This window comes from Dyadobacter sp. 22481 (assembly GCF_052044875.1).
Taxonomy (GTDB): domain Bacteria; phylum Bacteroidota; class Bacteroidia; order Cytophagales; family Spirosomataceae; genus Dyadobacter; species Dyadobacter endophyticus.
In genome coordinates this window covers 1,425,486-1,445,521 of sequence record NZ_JBQENV010000001.1, presented here as the reverse complement: position 1 = coordinate 1,445,521, position 20,036 = coordinate 1,425,486, and the positions used below count along the sequence as shown (strand labels likewise).

General features: G+C 51.6%; 16 protein-coding genes. 13 read left to right on the top strand and 3 right to left on the bottom strand.

Annotated elements, in window-relative coordinates; genetic code table 11:
- Positions 1–2: 2 nt before the first annotated feature.
- The 12 genes from ACTJJJ_RS05590 to ACTJJJ_RS05535 all read left to right on the top strand — a co-directional run bounded on the left by ACTJJJ_RS05590 (position 3) and on the right by ACTJJJ_RS05535 (position 17,055).
- A complete protein-coding gene (locus ACTJJJ_RS05590; RefSeq protein WP_426294482.1) occupies positions 3–1,544 on the top strand; it encodes a SusD/RagB family nutrient-binding outer membrane lipoprotein in 1,542 nt (513 codons plus the stop codon).
- A gap of 34 nt (positions 1,545–1,578) precedes the next feature.
- On the top strand, positions 1,579–2,931 hold the full coding sequence (locus tag ACTJJJ_RS05585; RefSeq protein WP_426294483.1) for an enolase C-terminal domain-like protein: 1,353 nt from the start codon (positions 1,579–1,581) through the stop codon (positions 2,929–2,931).
- Positions 2,928–3,965: a LacI family DNA-binding transcriptional regulator gene (locus ACTJJJ_RS05580; RefSeq protein ID WP_188929791.1), complete on the top strand. Its 1,038-nt coding sequence runs from the start codon at positions 2,928–2,930 to the stop codon at positions 3,963–3,965. The genes ACTJJJ_RS05585 and ACTJJJ_RS05580 overlap by 4 nt, the downstream gene beginning before the upstream one ends.
- 135 nt (positions 3,966–4,100) lie before the next feature.
- A complete protein-coding gene (locus ACTJJJ_RS05575) occupies positions 4,101–5,342 on the top strand; it encodes a mandelate racemase/muconate lactonizing enzyme family protein (RefSeq protein ID WP_440701622.1) in 1,242 nt (413 codons plus the stop codon).
- A gap of 4 nt (positions 5,343–5,346) precedes the next feature.
- A complete protein-coding gene (gene dgoD, locus ACTJJJ_RS05570; RefSeq protein WP_188929795.1) occupies positions 5,347–6,594 on the top strand; it encodes a galactonate dehydratase in 1,248 nt (415 codons plus the stop codon).
- A 133-nt stretch (positions 6,595–6,727) separates the two neighbouring features.
- Complete coding sequence (locus ACTJJJ_RS05565) at positions 6,728–9,718, top strand: SusC/RagA family TonB-linked outer membrane protein (protein ID WP_426294485.1); 2,991 nt, start codon at positions 6,728–6,730, stop codon at positions 9,716–9,718.
- A 19-nt stretch (positions 9,719–9,737) separates the two neighbouring features.
- Positions 9,738–11,216: a RagB/SusD family nutrient uptake outer membrane protein gene (locus ACTJJJ_RS05560; protein ID WP_426294486.1), complete on the top strand. Its 1,479-nt coding sequence runs from the start codon at positions 9,738–9,740 to the stop codon at positions 11,214–11,216.
- A 151-nt stretch (positions 11,217–11,367) separates the two neighbouring features.
- Positions 11,368–13,590 (top strand): outer membrane protein assembly factor BamB family protein, encoded by a 2,223-nt coding sequence (locus ACTJJJ_RS05555; protein WP_426294487.1) that lies wholly within the window; start codon positions 11,368–11,370, stop codon positions 13,588–13,590.
- Positions 13,591–13,665: 75 nt separating this feature from the next.
- Positions 13,666–14,673, top strand: a complete 1,008-nt coding sequence (locus ACTJJJ_RS05550; protein ID WP_426294488.1) for a 2-dehydro-3-deoxygalactonokinase — start codon at positions 13,666–13,668, stop codon at positions 14,671–14,673.
- Entirely contained in the window at positions 14,670–15,308 is a 639-nt protein-coding gene (locus tag ACTJJJ_RS05545; protein ID WP_426294489.1) for a bifunctional 4-hydroxy-2-oxoglutarate aldolase/2-dehydro-3-deoxy-phosphogluconate aldolase, read from the top strand. Before ACTJJJ_RS05550 ends, ACTJJJ_RS05545 begins: the two co-directional genes overlap by 4 nt.
- Positions 15,308–16,603 carry an MFS transporter gene (locus ACTJJJ_RS05540; RefSeq protein WP_426294490.1) on the top strand — a complete coding sequence of 432 codons (1,296 nt, stop codon included), beginning with the start codon at positions 15,308–15,310 and terminating at the stop codon, positions 16,601–16,603. Before ACTJJJ_RS05545 ends, ACTJJJ_RS05540 begins: the two co-directional genes overlap by 1 nt.
- Positions 16,600–17,055, top strand: a complete 456-nt coding sequence (locus ACTJJJ_RS05535; RefSeq protein ID WP_426294491.1) for a GNAT family N-acetyltransferase — start codon at positions 16,600–16,602, stop codon at positions 17,053–17,055. The genes ACTJJJ_RS05540 and ACTJJJ_RS05535 overlap by 4 nt, the downstream gene beginning before the upstream one ends.
- On the opposite strand, the gene ACTJJJ_RS05530 is transcribed toward ACTJJJ_RS05535, so the two are convergent.
- Positions 17,052–17,399 (bottom strand): hypothetical protein, encoded by a 348-nt coding sequence (locus tag ACTJJJ_RS05530; protein WP_426294492.1) that lies wholly within the window; start codon positions 17,397–17,399, stop codon positions 17,052–17,054. The two genes, ACTJJJ_RS05535 and ACTJJJ_RS05530, sit on opposite strands and share 4 nt — an antisense overlap.
- A gap of 28 nt (positions 17,400–17,427) precedes the next feature.
- Positions 17,428–18,819, bottom strand: coding sequence for a DUF4932 domain-containing protein (locus ACTJJJ_RS05525; protein WP_440701621.1), 1,392 nt, complete (start codon positions 18,817–18,819; stop codon positions 17,428–17,430).
- 403 nt (positions 18,820–19,222) lie between these two features.
- On the opposite strand from ACTJJJ_RS05525, the gene ACTJJJ_RS05520 reads away from it, so the two are divergent.
- The gene (locus ACTJJJ_RS05520) at positions 19,223–19,603 is read left to right on the top strand and encodes a hypothetical protein (protein ID WP_426294494.1); all 381 of its coding nucleotides are present in this window, start codon (positions 19,223–19,225) and stop codon (positions 19,601–19,603) included.
- A 13-nt stretch (positions 19,604–19,616) separates the two neighbouring features.
- On the opposite strand, the gene ACTJJJ_RS05515 is transcribed toward ACTJJJ_RS05520, so the two are convergent.
- Complete coding sequence (locus ACTJJJ_RS05515) at positions 19,617–19,967, bottom strand: winged helix-turn-helix transcriptional regulator (RefSeq protein ID WP_188929814.1); 351 nt, start codon at positions 19,965–19,967, stop codon at positions 19,617–19,619.
- Positions 19,968–20,036 lie beyond the last annotated feature (69 nt).

Genomic DNA, 20,036 nt, shown 5'->3' with positions numbered 1-20,036 from the left:
CCATGAAAGCTACATTCAAATATATCCTATTGCTTTTCCTGTCGCTCACGTTCATTACCGCCTGCGATGAGGGCTTCGACGAGATTAACACCAACAAAGTAGATCCGACCTCGCTGGCACCTTCGCTGATCCTGAACAAAGCGATTATCGCAACCACTTACCTCGACGGCGTGTCGACGCTGGGCATGCTTTGCTACAACTTTGGCATTGTGCAGCAGGTGATTACGCCTTATGGAAGTTCTTTGTCGGGCGGCAACTACAACCAGCTTAACAATGCTAATTCGCCGCTCGTCTGGGTTAATTTTTACCGGAATGTGATCAAGCAACTCGTGGCAGTTACCGAGCAGACCAAGGCTGATCCGTTGAGTGCGAATATCTACCACACGGCGCGCATCTGGAAAGCCTACGCATTTATGATCCTGACCGATACTTATGGTGATGTTCCGTATTTTGACGCAGGAAAGGGCTATATCAGCGAGGAGATCCGCCCGAAATACGATGCGCAGGAAGCTATTTATAAGGATATTCTCAAAGAATTGGAAGAGGCTTCCGGCGCGCTCGACGCTTCGCAGCCTGCGGTTACGACCGACATTTTGTACGGGGGCAATGTGGCGCGCTGGAAAAAACTCGGCTACTCGCTTATGCTGCGTGCCGGAATGCGTCTCAGCAAAGTCGACCCGACGACGGCCAAAGCGTGCGTGGCCAAAGCCGTTGCGGGAGGTTTGTTCGAAAGTAATGCGGATAACTCGATCATCCGTCACACCTCACTTTACAACAACTTCATTGCCAATCACCTTGCAGCGCGTGAAAAGACTAACTTTTACCTTGCAGCGCCGTTTGTAAACTACCTGAAAGAAAATAACGATCCCCGCCTGCCTGTGTTTGCGGTCCGGTATGTGGGCGCCAAAGGCGGGCCCGAGCAGACCGGCGCACGCGCCTCATCCGATCCGAAGGTGCAGATCGGTATGCCAATGGGCTATAATGACGTGACGATCAACAATGTACTTGCCGAAAATGGGGTGGTTAGCCTCTGGGATTTTACGCAGATTAATCTCGCGACGGTTTTGAAGCTCGACGCCCCGGAATTTCACATTACCTACTCGCAGGTGCAGCTCCTGCTCGCGGAAGCGGCTGTGCGTGGCTGGGTGACGGGCGAGGCAGCGGATTATTATACCAAAGGAATCAGGGGCAATCTCGAACAAATGTCACTCTACGACCCCAGCGCTACGATTAAGGAGGATGCAATTCTTGCGTACCTGAAAGCACACCCGCTCGAAACGGCCAAAGCTTTGGAGCAGATCAATACCCAATACTGGGTGGCGACCTTCCTGGACGGCAACGAATCCTGGGCCAATTTCCGCCGAAGCGGCTTTCCCGCATTGAAAAAGAACCCGTACCCTGGCTCGGAGATCAAGGAGGACTTTATCCGCCGTATGCCTTACCCCGACAGCGAGATCGTCGTGAACTTGCAGAATGTGAACGACGCCAACACGCGCCAGGGGCCTAATGACCTGAATACAAGGGTTTGGTGGGATAAAAAGTAAGATCAGCAATTCTTAAACCTTTAATCTGAAACAAATGAAAGAGAACGAAGTGAGTCGTCGTGATACGATGAAAGCATTGGGACTGGGCGGTTCCGCGGGGATTCTGGGGCTGTTCGGGGGGATTTCCAAGGCCCATGCCGACGAAGCGGAAACGCCACAGTACGCCAAGGCGATGAAACCTTTGACGATCAAAAGCGTTCGCGCGATAGCCACGGCGCCGCAGGGCTCCAACCTGATTGTCGTGAAGGTCGAAACCTCTGAACCGGGGCTTTACGGGCTGGGGTGCGCCACCTTCACCCAGCGGGCCGAGGTGGTGCTGGTGGCGATCAATACCTATCTCAACGAATTTTGTGCGGGCAGGGATGTCGACAACATCGAGGACATGTGGCATGCCGCCTATGTGAGCTCTTATTGGCGCAATGGTCCGGTGCTCAACAATGCCCTAAGCGGGCTCGACCAGGCACTTTGGGATATTAAAGGCAAACGTGCGGGAATGCCGCTCTACCAGCTGCTGGGCGGGAAAGTCCGCTTCGCGGTGCCGTGTTATACGCATGCGAACGGGCGCACACCCGAGGAAACGGTGGAAAGTGTCAAAAAGATCCAGGAGCAGGGTTACCGCTATATCCGCATTCAGCAGGGCGGTTATGGCGCGGTGGGCAGCACTACCAAGAAGCCCGATTTTAAAGAAGCGGGCTTCGGCGGGGCTACCGACAACTATATGGACGAGAATGCCTACCTCAAAGCCATTCCCATTCTCTTTGAAACCGTGCGCAAGCAATGCGGCGAGGAGGTGGAACTGCTGCACGACATCCACGAGCGCGTGCAGCCGATGAATGCGATCAATATGATCAAAAAGCTGGAAGAATACAGGCCGTTTTTCATCGAGGACCCGTTTTCTCCCGAGAATATGAAGTGGTTCAAGCTATTGCGCCAGAGTACCACCGTGCCGCTGGCAATGGGCGAGCTTTTTAATAATATCAATGAATTCCTCGAACCGATGGCTAATCAATGGTTCGACTACATCCGCATTCACGTCTCGCAGATCGGCGGCGTTACGCCCGCCATGAAAGTGGCGCGGCTGGGGGAATGGTTCAATGTTAAAACGGCCTGGCACGGGCCAGGCGACGTATCGCCTGTGGGACACTCGGCACACGCGCACATCGACCTGGCTGTCTGGAACTTCGGTATCCAGGAGGCGGTGCAGTTCAATGACAAGACATTGGAGGTTTTCTCGGGTTGCCCTACTATGAAGAACGGCTACATGTCGGTGAACGAGGTGCCTGGCATTGGGGTGGATATTAATGAAAAGGCGGCTGCCAAATTCCCGATCAGCACAAAATCCAACTGGCAAGTAAGAAAATTCGACGGTACGCTTATACGTCCATGAAAAAAACATCGCTCAAAGATATTGCACAGCAAGCGGGCGTTTCCACGGCCCTGGTTTCCTATGTTCTCAATGGAAAAGAGAAGGAAACCAGGGTGGGGGAGGCCATTGCACATAAAATCAGGGAGATAGCCAAGGAATTAAACTATCAGCCCAATCATCTGGCCAAGAGCCTCAGAAGCGGTAAAACCTACACGATAGGGCTCATCATCGCAGATATTTCCAACCCATTCTTCGCCAACATCGCCCGTGTGGTGGAAGATGAGGCCAAAAAGAATGGCTATACGGTCATTATCGGAAGCTGCGACGAACACGCCGAAAAGTCGTGGGATTTGCTCAATGTGCTGATCAACCGCCAGGTCGACGGCTTCATTATCGTTTCCTGCGAGGGCTCCGAAAGTCAAGTGCATTATCTTAAAGAGCGTAACATCCCATTCGTTTTGCTGGACCGCCATTTCCCGGAAATCCAGACCGATTTTGTGGCTACCAACAACTACAAGGCCTCCTACGACGCCGGCATCCACCTCATTCAAAGCGGTTATTCGCGGATCGGGATCATGGCCTACAAATCGAATATGTACCACATGGAGGAAAGGGTGCGCGGCTACAAGCACGCATTGCGCGACAATCACATCGAATTTCGTGATTCATGGCTGAAAGAGGTGCATTTCGAATCGATGGACAGTGAGGTAAAGACTGCGATCGACGAAATTCTGGCCTCCGAGCAGCGCGTGGATGCCATGATTTTCGCGACTTATGGATTGGCTATCAATGCATTGAAATATATCAATGAGCTGCGTCTTAAAGTGCCGTCGGACTTGGCGATCGTCAGCTTCGGCCAGGCGGAGGTGTTCGACCTGTATTATTGTCCGATCACCTACGTGCGGCAGCCGCTCGAAATGCTGGGTAAAACCTCCGTCGAATTCCTCCTAGAGAAACTGAAAACCCCCGACGAGGGCATGAAACAGATTTTGATGGAAGCCAAACTGATCGCCCGCGAGTCGTCGAAGCCCAAACCGGCAGCGCTTAGCGGTTAATCCCCGGCGTCAATCCGTCGCGGATATTTTTTTCAAAAGAAGCTTAAACGTTTAATTAACAGGTGGTTGCAAAGAGATGGTTGGCGCGACTACACCAGACTATTCCTGACAACTCTTGATAAAATCGAAACACAAATGCAAAGAAGAAATTTCATAAAAACTGCCTTCCTCGGTTCCGCGGCCGTCGCCACGGGCTTTCCGCTGATCAACGCCGAGGCAGCGTCGAAAATGAAGATTACCAAGATCCGCTACTATGCCGCGCCCGGGTATAACAAACCGCTTTTCAACCAGGCAAGGGGCATTGTCGAAATCGAAACCGACGGAGGTATTATCGGCATTGGCGAGGGTGGATCGAAGGACATGATCGAGCAATGCGCACAAATGATGATCGGTGAAGATCCATTTCGCATCGAGCACATTTGGCAGAATGTGTACCGGGGGATGTTCTACCCGCCGGGCCGCGAGAAATTGCACGCGTTGGGCGCGTTGGAAATGGCGCTTTGGGACATTAAAGGCAAAGCATTGAATGTGCCTGTGTACGAGCTGCTCGGCGGCGCCACGCGTGACTATGTTGAATGCTATGCGACCGGTTTCCGCGTTTCCAAAGCCAAAACGGAGGAAGAGCGGGCGAGGGATTGCATCGAAGCCGGTTTGCGGTCGTACCGCATAGGGCCTACCGGCGGTAATGGAGACCAGCCCTTTGATTTTTACGAAAATGTCAAAAAGACGATCGACTTCTGCAAGCGGATCGATGAGGCTGTGGGAGGCGGCGGTAAGTGGGCTATCGACCTCCATACCCGTTTCGATATGACCGACGGCTTGAAGATCTGCACGGCGCTGGAATCGCTGGAACCGTACTTCGTGGAGGACATTATCCGCTCGGAGAATCCTTCGGTGTATAAAACCGTGCGGTCGATGACCAAGGTGCCTATTGCCGTGGGCGAGCAGTTCGGGGACCGTTGGGATTGCAACGAATTCATCGAAAACCGCTGGATCGATTATACCCGTTTTACGCTGCCCAACACCGGCGGCATCGGCGAGTTTAAAAAGCTGGCTTCCATGTGCGAAACGCATTACGTGGGCATGATACCGCACTTCACGGGCCCGCTGGCGACGGCCACGTTGGTGCATGTATTGGGTTCGAGCAGTCCTGCGCGTGCGCTGATGGAGCTGGGCGGGGGCGAACCGGAGCGGCCGCCTTACTTCAACGAGGATTTTATCAATTTCAAAAACGGTAAGCTGTATCTGAACGACGCGCCCGGACTGGGGGTAAAATTTGATCCTAAAAAGGCGACTTTCATCATGGAAGTCAAAGAAAAAACCAAATTCCCGCATCCGATCCTGAAAAGCCCGGACGGCGCTATCCATAACTGGTAATGCTATGAAATCTAACCCTAAATCTGCCACCTTATCCCGTCGCTCGGCCATTCAATCGGTGTTGGGCATTGCGGCGACGGGCACGATGCTCCTGCCCAAAACTTCTTATGCAGCCAATCCGACGCCTTTTCAGGCATACGGAAAGGTGAAGATTACTAAGCTCGAAACGTTTCTGGTGAAGCCGCGCTGGGTTTTTCTCAAAATCCACACCGATGCCGGCATTGTGGGCCTGGGCGAGCCGTTGCTCGAAGGTCGCGCATTGACAATTCAAACAGCCATTAAGGAGGTGGAACCCTATCTGCTAGGCAAAGATCCGCGGGCCGTGGTGCACCACTGGCAGGCCATTTACCGCCACGCATTCTATCGCGGCGGGCCAATCCTCACCAGCGCGTTGAGCGGCATTGACCAGGCATTGTGGGACATTAAAGGCAAGCTGCTGGGCGTGCCGGTGTACGAACTCCTGGGCGGGCCCACCCGCGACCGCGTGCGGGTATATGGCCGCGCATCCAACGCGGAGGATATGAAAAAGCGGAAGGCAGAAGGCTACACGATCATCAAAACGGGTGTTGCCAAAAAGAACCCTTCGAATTTCGTCGAGAACCCGGCGTTCATCAAATATGCCTCCGATAATTTTGCTTCGCTCCGTGAAGCCGGCGGCCCGGAAATGGACATCGCCATTGATTTTCACGGTTCGGTCCCGCAGCAGACTTCGAAAGTACTCATCAAAGAATTGGAACAGTATCAGCCGTTTTTTGTAGAAGAGCCATGCCAGGCACAGAATGTAGACACGCTCGTCGACATTGCCAGGGGGACGCACATTCCCATCGCGACAGGTGAGCGGATCTTTACCAAATGGGGCTTTCGCGAAATCCTCGAAAAAGGTGCTGCCAGCATTATCCAGCCCGATTTGTGCCACGCGGGCGGCATTACCGAGGGCAGGCTCATTGCCGGAATGGCAGAAGCATATTACATCCCGATCGCGCCGCACAACCCCATGGGGCCTATCTCGCTCGCTACCGGTCTTCAACTCGCAGCCAGCGTACCCAATTTCCTCGTCCAGGAGCAGGTTACACTCGGTGAAGGTTATCTCAAAGAACCATTCAAACTACAAAAAGACGGGACCGTAATGGTTCCCACCAAACCCGGCCTTGGCGTAGAGCTCGACGAGGACGCATTAAAAGACAAGATTGGTCACGACTGGAAGAACCCCGAAAGCTATAATGCGCTGGATGGGTCGGTGGTGGATTGGTAAAGCAGCCTAGCATTTGACATTCTGAAAGCTACCCGCTTCCGGCTGAGAACCGGTAAGCGTGGAGTTGTTCGTTCAAATGTTCTTAAAAATAGTATTATTTAATTTTTACTTATAAATATATTTACTTGAAACCATGAAAAAACTACTAAGCTTATGCCTGGTTTTACTGGGTCTGGGAGGCGACGGTTTGCTTGCCCAGAACGCCAGGGTGACCGGAAAAGTAACGGACCAGGATAATGCGGCGCTCCCCGGCGTGAGCATCCTGATCAGCGGCACCTCGCAAGGTACCGTAACCGACGGAGAGGGCAATTATGTGATCCAGGCGCCGGGAAATGGTACGCTGGTGTTTTCGTTTATCGGCTATGAAAGCCAAACGGTTGAGATCGGTAACCGCTCGGTAATTGACATTAAACTGGCGCAGGGCTCTCGCAGCCTGGATGAGCTGGTGGTGGTAGGCTATGGTACGCAAAAGAAAACCGACGTTACCGGTGCATTGTCGGTGGTGTCGACGCGGGAATTTTCGCAGCAGCCTATTACCCGTCTCGATCAGGTGTTACAGGGCCGTGCAGCCGGGGTGCAGGTGACGCAATCCAACGGCGCGCCGGGTGGAGATTCGAAAGTACGGGTGCGGGGAGCTAACTCAGTGCTTGGCAACAACGATCCCCTGTATGTGATCGATGGATTTGTGGGTGCTAATTATAATTTATTGAACCCCAATGATATCGAGTCGCTGCAAGTGCTGAAAGATGCGGCCTCTACCTCCATTTACGGTAGCCGCGGCGCCAACGGGGTGATCATTATCACGACCAAAAAGGGCAGCAAAGGCATCAAAGTAAGCTATGAAGGGCAGGGAAGCGTTTCGAATGTGATCAAGAAGTTCGATATTCTTCCTGCGGGCGAGTTCGCGGAGATCGTCAACGCACGCGCGGCCGCCACGGGTTCCAATGCGCCATTTACGCAAGCGCAGATCGACGATTTTAAAAAGAACGGCGGTACCGACTGGCAGGACCTCGTGTACCGGAAGGGAAGCGGCCAGCAGCATCAGGTGACGGTTTCGGGGGGGAACGAAAAAACTTCGTTCCTGATCTCCGGTAACTATGTGAACCAGAAAGGAATCGTGAACAACAGCGGTTTCAAACGTTATGTTTTGCGGACTAATCTGACCACTCAAATCAATAAAAACCTTGCATTGCGACTCAATTTATCGGGTGCCAAAACCGCCAACCATAATACTGACGGCGGCGGGGCATTGATCGAAGCGTTGCAATGGGCACCCACCACGCCTGCCTATGGTGCCGACGGCCAGCCGACTTTTGCGGACCCTACCGGTTCGGTTTCAAGAAGCCCGCTGGATCATTTGTACGACAAATCCATCGACACCGAGCGGATGAATATCAATGCGATTGGCGGGTTGAGCTACCAGTTGCCGATCAATGGCCTTTCGCTCGATTTGCAATATGCGATCAACTACCTCGATGCACAGAACAAGAACTTCAACGGTAAGCGCCTGTCGAACAACAACCCGAATGCGACCCGCTATTCAGCCGACCAGGTAACTTTGCAGAATACCAATGCATTGAACTACAACCGAACCTTCGGCAATCACTCGATTACGGCTGTGGCGGTGTTGGAGACCCAACAGTTTACAGACAAGAACTTTACCGCCACCGCAAACGGCCTTCGTTTTCCACAATTGGGCTATAATAATATCGGCGGCAACTCTGCCGCAACGGTCAATTCGGGTTTTTCCAAATGGACGTTGCTTTCGTTATTGGGCCGGGTAAATTATGCATTCAAAGACAAATACCTTATAACTGCGGCGATTCGCCGGGATGGCTCTTCGAAATTCAGCGAGGACAACCGGAACAGCGTTTTCCCGTCGGTTGCATTGGGTTGGAGGCTTTCGGAAGAAGCGTTTATTAAGAATCTGAATGTATTTTCAAACCTGAAACTGCGCGGAAGCTGGGGGAAAACAGGTAGCCAGGCTATTAACCCGTATGCCACGCTTTCGCCGTATAATTCGACCCAGGTTGGTTTTAACAACACGGCCGTCACGGCGGGTGTGATCCAGGGCAACCAGGGGAATAAAAATCTGAAATGGGAAACAACCACGCAGACCGACGTGGGTATTGAAATGGAGTTTCTCAATGGCCGCCTGCATTTTGAAGCCGATTATTTCAACAAAAGCACGACCGATTTGCTGCTGAATGTGCAGCTACCCAACTACGCGGGCGGGGGTACGCAGCCTCGCAACGTAGGTGAGATCAGGAACCGGGGTTTCGAGTTCGCGATTGGCGGTACGCCTATTGAGAAAGGTAAATTCAGCTGGGAAACCAACCTGAACCTTTCGACGCTGAAAAACGAGGTGGTAAGCCTTGGCGGGCTGCCACGGCTCGGTACGGGCACGGGAGCAGGCGGCGGGATGTCCATTACCAACGAATTTATGCTGATGCCCGGCCAGCCGCTGGGTTCGTATTGGGGCCTGAAATACCTCGGGACGTTTAAACCCAACGAGGCCGACATCGCAGCCAAACAAGGCCGTGTGCCCGGCGACCCGCATTATGAGGATGTGAATGGCGACAATGCGATCACTACCGACGATTTTCAGATAGTCGGCCACGCGTTCCCGAAACTGACCGGCGGTTGGAACAATACCTTTACTTACAGCGGTTTTACGCTGAACGTCTTTTTCCAGGGCGCATTTGGCGTGGATAAACTGAACTACACCCGTGCCGGTGCCATGTCGGGTTCGGGCGAAGCACGCCAGTTCCTGCTCACGGAGATCCGCGACTATTATCGCGAGGGCAATACGGATTCGGATATTCCGGCATTCACCAAAACTTACCAGCCGTTCACGCAGTCGAGCCGGTTCGTTGAAAATGGGAGTTTTGTTAGGCTGAAAAACGTGAGCCTGGCTTACAATGTGCCATCGTCGGTTTTCAAGGATAAAGCCAATATCCGCATTTTCGCAAGCGCCACCAACCTGCTTACGATCACCAAATACTCCGGACCCGACCCGGAAACCAGCAACGTGGGTTCCAGCACCGACACGGCCATCGGCATCGACCGCGGCTCGTACCCGAATGCGAAGGTGTATACAGTGGGATTGACGCTCGGATTTTAAATCATTTCAAAAAACAGACATGAAAAAACTAACCATACTTCTTTTGAGCGGCTTGCTCCTTACCGGCGCGGGTTGCAGTGATTACCTCGATGAGGATACGACCGGACTTTTGTACGGGCCTAATGTGCTTTCGACGCAGGACGGGCTTGAATCGGCATTGACCGGAGCTTATAAGGGCCTGGCAAACCAATGGAGTTACGGATTCTTGCACCCGTCGGCCAATGCGGCTGTGCTCGGTGCCGACGACGTGACCACGCACCCGGCGAGCAATAAGGCCGACTGGCGTGAGTTCGATCAGTTCAATGTATCGACGACCAACCAGCGCTCGAATGCCGTTTACAATGGCTGTTACAAAGCGATCCAGGGCGCGAACAATGTGATTAATAATTACCAGAAAACAGTGGGTACCAAGGCTACGATCGATATCATTGTCGGCGAAGCTCATTTCATCCGCGCGTTTTCCTATTATTGGCTGACCCGTTTCTGGGGCAATATCCCTTTGATCCTGGCGGGAGAATATTCCGATGATTTGCTGACCGTCAAAAAGTCGACGCCGCAGGAGGTTTACGATCTGATTGTGGCTGATTTGAAAGTGGCAGAAAGCAACCTTCCGAATGCGAAACGTGATCCGGGGCGGCCTAACAAGGGTTCTGCCAAAGCATTTTTGGCGGATGTGTACCTGACGATGGCAGGCTGGCCGTTGAAACAAACCGACAAATACGATCTTGCCGCCGCAAAAGCGAAAGAAGTGATCGATAATGCGGGCACCTATGGTTTTGAACTGCTGCCGACGTTTGCGGCGGTATTTGAAAACGATCCGGCTTCATCTGGTACCAAGGAAGCCGTGTTCCAGATCAGCGGGTACCTGGGTGGCAGCGGTACTGCCAATGCAACCTATGGCAATACCACTATGCCAGGCGAAGAAGGTGGTTGGGACGATATGTTCGCCGAGCTGAATTTCTTCCGCGATTTCCCTGCTGGCCCGCGCAAAGACGCTACTTTCCGCACGGAGTTCGGCCTGGGAGCTACCAAAATCCCATGGCAGGCCAGTCTGACGAAACATCCTTACTATCAGAAATGGTACATTAAAGGGAATGTCGTGACGTCGAGCATTTCGCTGCCTTCGGTAATGATGCGGTACCCGCACGTGCTGACGATCTATGCGGAAGCCAAAGCCCGCGGCACTGGCGGTCCCGATCAGGCTGCTTACGACGCACTGAATAAGGTACGTTTGCGCGGACGTGCAGCTGGTACCAAGGCATTGACGCCGGGTGATGGCCTCACAGCCGCGCAATTCGCCGATGAAGTCGTGCAGGAGCGTGCGTGGGAGTTCGCCTGCGAGCGTACCCGCTGGTTCGACCTCATCCGTCTGGAAAAAGTGGAGGAAGCCAATGCCAAGAAAAGTATCGACGATTTGCAACCGATCAAACCGATTGTGAAGGCCAATTACTGGTTCCCGCTGCCCTATACGGATACGTCTATTAATCCGAATTTGTAACGATGGCAAGATGCATGCGCTTTGACTGCCCGGCGGCCCGGTCCGCTCCGCGTGACAACGTAATGTCAGACTGAGCGGACCGGGCCGCCGTGCGGTCGAAGGCGGGCGAGATACCTGATATGCTTTGTTAAATGTCTTCAATCTATACCCTATGACAATCCGCTTCCCGATCATATCGGCATTGTTGGTTACAGCAATTTTCTGTGCGCTTTCTCCATCGCCCCCGGATGGTCGCGTCCCGGACGATCTCAAAGACGCCGACTGGCCGGTATATGGCGGTAACAATGCCGGCAACCGCTATTCTTCATTGACGCAGATCAATAAGGACAATGTGAAAAACCTGCAACCCGCCTGGACTTACGATACCGGCGAGAACAACAAGGCGGGCGAACGCGGCATGGATATACAGTGCCAGCCGATCGTGATCGATGGTATTATGTACGGTACCACGCCGCGGTTGAAGGTTTTTGCCATTGAAGCGGCTTCGGGAAGGGAACTCTGGAAATTCGATCCGTTCGAGGGAAAACGGCCGCGGTTCCATCCGATGCGTGGGGTCGTGTATTGGGCGGAGGGGCACGACAAGCGCATTTTGTTCACCGCCGGGGCGTCATTGTTTGCATTAAATGCCGAAAATGGGAAGCTCGTTGAAGGTTTCGGGAAGAATGGAGAGGTAGATTTTCACGACGGCCTGGGCGACGAGGCTACTTACGGCTACGACCCCTATCAATTCAATATCCGCAACACCAGCCCTGGGGTGATTTACAAAAACCTGCTTATTACCGGCTCCTCTGTTTCCGAGGGTGGCGACGCGTTGCCGGGCCACATTCGCGCATTCGATGTGCGTACGGGCAAAGTCGCCTGGGTATTCCGTACGATCCCGCTACCGGGCGAATACGGGTACGAAACCTGGTCGAAGGAATCATACAGGAAACTGGGTGGTGCCAATTGCTGGGCGGGAATGGTAATTGACGAAAAACGGGGAATGGTGTTTATGGGGACCGGATCGCCATCGGTGGATTTTTACGGCGGGGCCAGGAAGGGCAGTAACTTGTTCGCCAACTGCGTGATTGCGCTTAACGCGGCTACCGGCAAGCGGGTCTGGCATTTTCAAACCGTCCACCACGATCTTTGGGATAGGGATATTCCTTGTCCGCCCAACCTGATCAGGGTCAGAAGGAACGGTAGGATGGTCGACGCCGTGGCGCAAGCTACCAAGGACGGCTATGTTTTTCTTTTCGACCGTGACACGGGGAAACCGCTCTTCGATGTAAATGAAGTGCCGGTACCCAAAGCAAACCCGCTGCCGGGTGACCAGGCCTGGCCCACGCAGCCGGTACCTGTCAAACCGGCGCCATTCGCCAACCAGACAGTAACAGAAGCCGACATTACCACACGCACACCCGCAGCGCACGCATACGTGCTCGACCGTTTTCGCAACAGCAATATGGGCCGGAAAAACCAGCCGCCCGATTTACAGGGTGGCTTGCTCTACGGGATCGGAGGCGGTGCAGAATGGGGCGGTACAGCGGCCGATCCGGAGGGAATTGTGTATGTCAATGGCAATAATATGCTCTGGTGGCTCAAAATGCGGGATGTTCGCCAAAGCCCTGATGGTCAGGAAGGTCAGGTGTCGTCAAGAGGCTCCGTCTTGTTTAATACAAATTGCGCGGCTTGCCACGCTATGGATTCAAAAGGAGCGACGCCCTCCGAAGCAACACAGGCATATCCAGCCTTAAAAGACATTGGCCAGAGGATGAACCGCGAGCAGATCGGCGCATTGCTCGAAACGGGCCGGGGAAGAATGCCTTCTTTTCAGCATATTTCAAAGGAAGACCGCGCCGCGATCATTGATTTCCTTTTAAATACTGAAATAAAACCGGCGGCTAACGACATTCACGCACAAACAGCGACTGCCGCGGGCAAAAGCCTGGCCGATTTTCCGCATAAGCCGCCTTACGTCAATAACGGTAATGTACAGTTCCGCGACCCGGACAATTACCCGGCCATAAAACCGCCCTGGGGCACGCTGAACGCCATTGATATGAACACGGGCGAATACCGCTGGAAAGTAACACTCGGCGAATATCCCGAGCTGACAAAGCAAGGTATCCCGCCGACTGGCACCGAAAACCACGGCGGCCCGCTGGTGACCGCCGGCGGCCTGCTCTTCATCGCAGCGACCTACGATGAGAAGCTCAGGGCATTCGATACCCAATCCGGCAAGGTTGTTTGGGAATACAAACTTCCGGCAGGCGGTTTTGCAACGCCCATTACCTATATGGTCGATGGAAAGCAATATATTGCAATCGCAGCCGGTGGTACGAGGTACGGTTTAAAACCCGGAGGAAAATACATCGCATTCGCATTGCCATAATACATCCCGGCCACGAATCTGGCCGTTGATCTGGCCGTCGGCTTAAGTCGACGGAAACAAAAAATTAAAGAGATAATGAAGAAACACCTGCTGAGTTGTGATTGGGGAACGTCCTCGTTCCGGTTGAGGCTGGTCAATTTGGCGGATCACGATGTGGTGGGCGAAGTGACGTCTCCGGATGGTATCGGGGCGGTTTATAATGCATGGCAGGAAGCGGATGCCGATGGCCATGTTCCGCGCGCGGAGTATTACCGTTCGGTTATTGCTACTCAGCTTATCGCATTGGGCAAGCAAACCGGAATCGATCTGACGGGCGTGCCAATCGTGCTTTCGGGCATGGCGTCGTCGTCTATCGGCATGGAGGGGCTGCCGTACGCGAGCCTGCCGTTTGCCCTGGACGGGAGCGGCCTCGGGATTCAACGATACGAGGAGCTGCCTCATTTTCCCCATACCATTACGCTCATATCCGGTGTTCGGAGTGGTCACGATGTAATGCGGGGGGAAGAAACGCAGCTGATCGGCCTTGGTGCGGCCATGGACTTGTCGGGTCGCGACGCGATATTCATCTTCCCGGGCACGCACTCCAAGCACATGTTTGTCCGGGACGGCGAGCTGATTGATTTCAAGACATTTATGACTGGGGAGGTGTTCAATCTGATGGCCAATCAAAGCATTTTGAAAGACTCCATCGAACACTATCATCATTCCGATTTTAACGACGACGTAGCCCGGGCCTTCCGCTCGGGCGTGCGCGCGTCGGGGTCCGGGAACATTTTAAATGCATTATTTACAGTAAGAACCAACCAGCTTTTTGATTTATTGAATAAGCGGGAGAACGGAATGTTCCTGAGCGGGCTGCTGATCGGCTATGAAATCCGCGATCTGATGAAGGAGACAGGCGCGCACCTCGTGCTGTGCGGCGGAAACAATTTGTATCATTTGTACAAATCCGCGATAGAGACTTTGGCGCTGGCCGGCAGGGCAACCATCATCCCCTCGGAGATTGTAGACCGGGCGGCTACTACGGGGCATATCCGTATTTTTGAGAATCAGTATTTAACATTGAACAAAACAAATTTATGAGTGAGCGTACATTTTCGTGGGAGTTGTTCAACAAGGCGCCGCTGGTCGGTATTATCCGGAATGTTTCGCCGGAAGATGTCAAACGCATTCTGCCTATTTACCGGGAGGCGGGTCTGACGACCGTCGAAATTACCATGAACACACCGGGTGCGACGGATATGATCCGATACGCGCTGGAAAACGAGCACTACGGTCTGAATATCGGTGCTGGAACCGTGTGTACCAAAGAGGATCTGGACGCAGCATTAGAGGCTGGCGCACAGTTTGTTGTTACACCCGTTTTGAGTAAAAAAGTTGTTAAATCCTGTGTCAAAAAGGGAATTCCTGTTTTCCCGGGTGCATATACTCCCACTGAAATATTCAATGCATGGCAGCTGGGCGCGTCGATGGTGAAGATATATCCCGCAACGGCGCTGGGCCCGGGGTATATCAAGGATTTGAAAGCGCCGATGAACCAGCTGAAACTGTTGCCTACGGGCGGTGTGAGCATCGAAAACATGGAGGCATTCCTGAAAGCGGGGGCGAATGGGCTAGGGATAGGGGGTCAATTATTCGATAAAAAGCTGATTCAGGACAAAAACTGGGATGGACTGAAAGCACATTTCCTTCAATTCGCACAAAAACTTGCTTTGTAATGGGTAAAATCAGGAATTACCGCTGGATCATCGTGGTCCTGCTCTTTCTCGCCACGACCATCAATTACCTCGACAGGCAGATCATCGGTCTCCTGAAACCCATTCTGGAAAAAGAGTTCGTTTGGACGGAAACAGACTTTGCGCGCATAGTGATGGCGTTCACGGCGGCCTATGCCGTTGGTTTGCTCGCTTTTGGCTGGCTGATCGACAAGATCGGCACCAAAGCCGGGTACTCGTTCACCATCATCTTTTGGAGTATCGCGGGGATGCTGCATGCGGTTGCGCGCAGCGCATTCGGGTTTGGGGTTGCGCGTGTGGGCCTGGGCCTGGGAGAAGCCGGTAATTATCCTGCGGCCGTCAAAACCGTTGCCGAATGGTTTCCAAGAAAGGAACGGGCGCTGGCAACCGGGCTTTTCAATGCCGGCACCAGCGTTGGGGTGGTGGTGGCGCTGATACTCGTCCCCTGGATTCTGAGCCATTATGGCTGGCAAGAGGTATTCTGGATCACAGGCGCGCTGGGTTTTGTGTGGCTGATTTTCTGGTGGGTGTTTTATGATATTCCTGTCAAACAAAAGCGCCTGGGTGCCGATGAGCTGCAATATATTCTCGGCGGGCAGGACCAGGACGAAAACGATGCCGAAAAGCAACCGGTAAAATGGATCAAGCTTTTTATTTTCCCGCAGACCTGGGCCTACATCACAGGTAAAGGGCTCATCGACCCGATTTATTGGTTCTTCCTGTTCTGGCTGCCTTCCTATTTCGCTTCTACCTTTAATCTCGATCTTAAAAAGCCCAGTTTTGAATTGATGCTCATCTACACGGCGACGACCGTCGGTAGTATCGGTGGTGGTTACCTGTCGTCCTGGCTTATCAAACGGGGCTGGCCGACGCTCAAAGCGCGCAAGACTGTACTGCTCGGTCTAGCATTCTGTGAATTATCCGTGATATTGATCCAGTTTTCCAGCGGCGTCTGGATGGCCGTCGGGCTGATTAGTCTGGCTGTGGCATTGCACCAGGCCTGGGCAACAAACGTATTTACCTTACCGTCCGATCTTTTCCCCAAACAAGCGGTAAGTTCGGTAGTAGGCATCGGCGGGATGGCTGGTGCGGTAGGAGGAATCCTTTTTCCGATCCTGATCGGCAGCTTGCTGGACCGTTATAAGGCGGCCGGCAATATCCAGGCCGGCTACAATATCATTTTTACAATCTGCGGTTTTACTTATCTTGTGGCGTGGCTGATCATCCATTGGCTCACCAGAACGCCCAAAGTGGTAGAACTTGAAGAATTGCAATGATCGATATAAGAAGAACCGACTCCGACGACCCTGATTTCAAAGCATTGGTAAAGTTGCTGGACGCCGATCTCGCCGAGCGTGACGGTGCCGACCACGGCTTTTATTCCCAATTCAATAAAATAGACAAGATCCGGCACGCCGTAGTGTGTTACGAAGACGGTCAGCCCATCGGATGCGGCGCCATCAAGGCATTCGACGAGCAGGCTATGGAGGTTAAGCGGATGTACGTGTCACCCGAGGGCCGCAACAAAGGCATCGCTACCCGAGTACTTACAGAACTGGAAACCTGGGCGAGCGAAATGGGTTACGCCAAATGCGTGCTGGAAACCGGCAAACGCCAGCCGGAAGCCATCGCGCTTTATGAGAAAAACGCCTACCGGCGCACGGAAAATTACGGGCAGTATGTGGGCGTGGAGAATAGTGTTTGTTTTGAGAAAGTACTGAAAAATTAGTCCTTCCGAATAGCTGTGATTTCGATGGACGGGAATACGATCATTGATGTCGGCCCAAAGAAACATTCCTTTTTAAGATTCCCGGCGATCGTGTAGTCAGGGATTTCACTATTCTCACTTTTGGCCCAGAGCGAATCCGCATCGCATGCCCAAGCCGAAATTTTATTGAGCGTAATAGGGTGGGTAAAAGTAAAAAGCCCGGCGCCCTCATGAACGGCTCGTGTGTTCTTAATAATCAGCATTGTAGGTCCCTCGCACCCGCAATCCGGTTCAGGATCCTTTTTACAACAAAACAGAGCGACCGAAAAGGCCATCAAAATCGCCGAACGTAGCAGTTTTTTCATGGTATTGGCTTCTTGAATGGGTTGTTTTTTAGTGTATCTCGTATTTGGATGCCCATTCGATAACAGCAGGATACAAATCGGCGACAGTTTGACCTGGTTTTCTATTCTTGTATAAACGCATCAGCTCCTGGTTAAATGCTCTAAATCTTTGAAAACCACGGAAGTCAACCATATTTTTTTCTATGGTGCTGTTAAGAGAATCAAATGTCTTTTTATCAAAAATATCTGAATAATATAAAGCAACCAATCCATAGTTCATGTATTCTTCAAAACAAACCATCGAATTATTGTAGCTGGAAGAGGGTTTGCCGGAAATAGTCCATTTACATAAGTCCTTAAAAGCGTCCCCGATTGCTTTATTATATTTTTCGGCCTCTGGATTCAGGTAGGCATGATTAATTTCTGTAAATGCAATCATCATGCGCCGGCCTTTCAGAATATCGGCGGGTAATTTTTTATTTTCGTTAGCAACAAAAGGGTAGTTGATGTGTGCTTGTGCCTCCGTAAAGCCGTTATCGTTAAAAAAACTCGCAGATTGGTTCCATCCGACCAAAGGCGAGAAAATTACTTTGATAGCGGAATATTTAGTGGCTGGGAATTGTTTTTCAAGCCAACTTTTCATGCCGGTTATGTTGATATCATCGCTGAAATCCTTTTTAAGATTTGAATAGTAGTTTAAATTAGCTCTGTAAAACGTTCTGAATCCCGATTTTTCAGCAAATTTTTCCAATAATGGAATGTAATATTCCAGCTCATTTTTTTCTCCTGATGCAATGCGGTCATATACCCCCCCGTTTGTAATTTTATTTCCCGAAAACACAAATGCATAGCTATCCATTTTTAAATGAAGGTAGAAATAACCGGGTTCGAATTTCAACAATGAATCTATAGATCGTACAGCCGGATCTTGGTTGTATGGCGTAAAGTGATCGATTACTGTCTTGAAATACGCAGATCCCTTTTCGATAGCACCCGTTTTCCCGTATTCGGTAAGCGCGAAAACGATGTTAATCAATTCGTACACTTCCGGAATCTCAACAATGGTTTTCCCCTCATTCTCGCCTTTATATTTTTCACTGAAAGATGCCGGTTTAACTAACTTCTGTGTCGTAAAGACGCACGTAACAGTGTCAGCCGTGGACTTTCTCACAATTTTGAATACAGTGCGCCTTTTTGGTCTGAGTATCATTGATATGGAGTCTGATTTTGAAACCAGAGCAAACACCGTCGAATCTTTCTGGGCTACAAAACTGTAATCAAATTGCCTGCCTAATTTATTAATGCCATTGAATTCTTCCTTTTGGCCATCCAAATACATGGTTAGACTGTCAGACGATGCGTGTAGGATTGGGATGGGTAATTTTTGAGCGAAAGCGAATCCAGTCCAGCAGATAAAGAGGCAAGTAATAATTAACTTCATGAAGTGTTGGTTAATGTAGATCTGATTTCCTTTGACTAGTAATATAGGAATTTTTTAGTTTTGGCTACAAGAAGTTACATTTATCGCGATCCTGAGAGAACCGTATGATAATCGATAAACTGGCCCTTATTTATATTGGAAACCAGAGAAGACTGGCCGCGAAGCGTTTTCCTGGCCGCCCAGATGCTCTTCGACGACCTGAAAACAAAGGGAATGATCGCTTGACACGCGCTTTGTCGACAATTAGGTGCTGTCGGTCGACGGTATGGAACAAATGCAGGGGCGTGTTGATTATGCATGCAGTTTAGTATTTGTCAGCCATATTCAGATGTCAGATTTAAAAATAGCAAAGACTGATTGGGAACCTGCCAGCCGGCTTATTATTACGCAAATTAGCGGCGACATGGAAAAAGCGGATGTGATCCGATGGGAGGAATCGCTCCTTGATGCGCTGGATCAGATCGAGGAGGGAGGCACGTTCCGCATTTTCGTAAACCTTCACGGCTTTACGGCGTTAAATCTCGATGCGCATAAATATTTCCGCAATATCGTCCCGCTGACGCTCGCGGATTACGGGTGGAAAGTGGGTTACCTCGCCATGTTTGAGCAGGAATCGTCGAAACTGGTTGTAACCACGAAGCGCGACATCCGGTGCCTGGCTGCGGTGCATTGCCATCAGGACGAGACCAAAATCGAGAAATACGAATCCTTTTATAGCAGTCCCAACGAACGTTTCTTTACCGATCCGGGAATGGCGGAGGCCTGGATCAGGAGCATCGCCTGATTTTTACTGCGATTCAGGCTTCTTCCTGAATGTACTTTTTGTGCTCCTTACCCCATTCGATCATCGCCAGAATGATGTTTCCGAACGTTTTGCAGTACGGGGTCGACTCGTATTCCACCAAAACGGGAGAATCGGGATAGACGGTCCGTTTGATGAGCTTGTTCATTTCCATTTCTTTCAATTCCCGGGAAAGCATCCGTGTGGTAATGCCCGGAATGCTTCTTTCAATTTCGCGGAAGCGCTTGTTTCCGTTGCATATGGAGTTGATAATGGGCAACTTCCATTTTCCCCCGATTACATAAATCGTGTCCTGCAATGCCTTTACTTCTTCCGGCTGATTTCTGATCAATTGCGCGTTTTCCATGATAGTAGTTGGTATACTCTGTGATACTGATTACAAAGTTATACCAATGCGCACTAATTTTGCCTCATT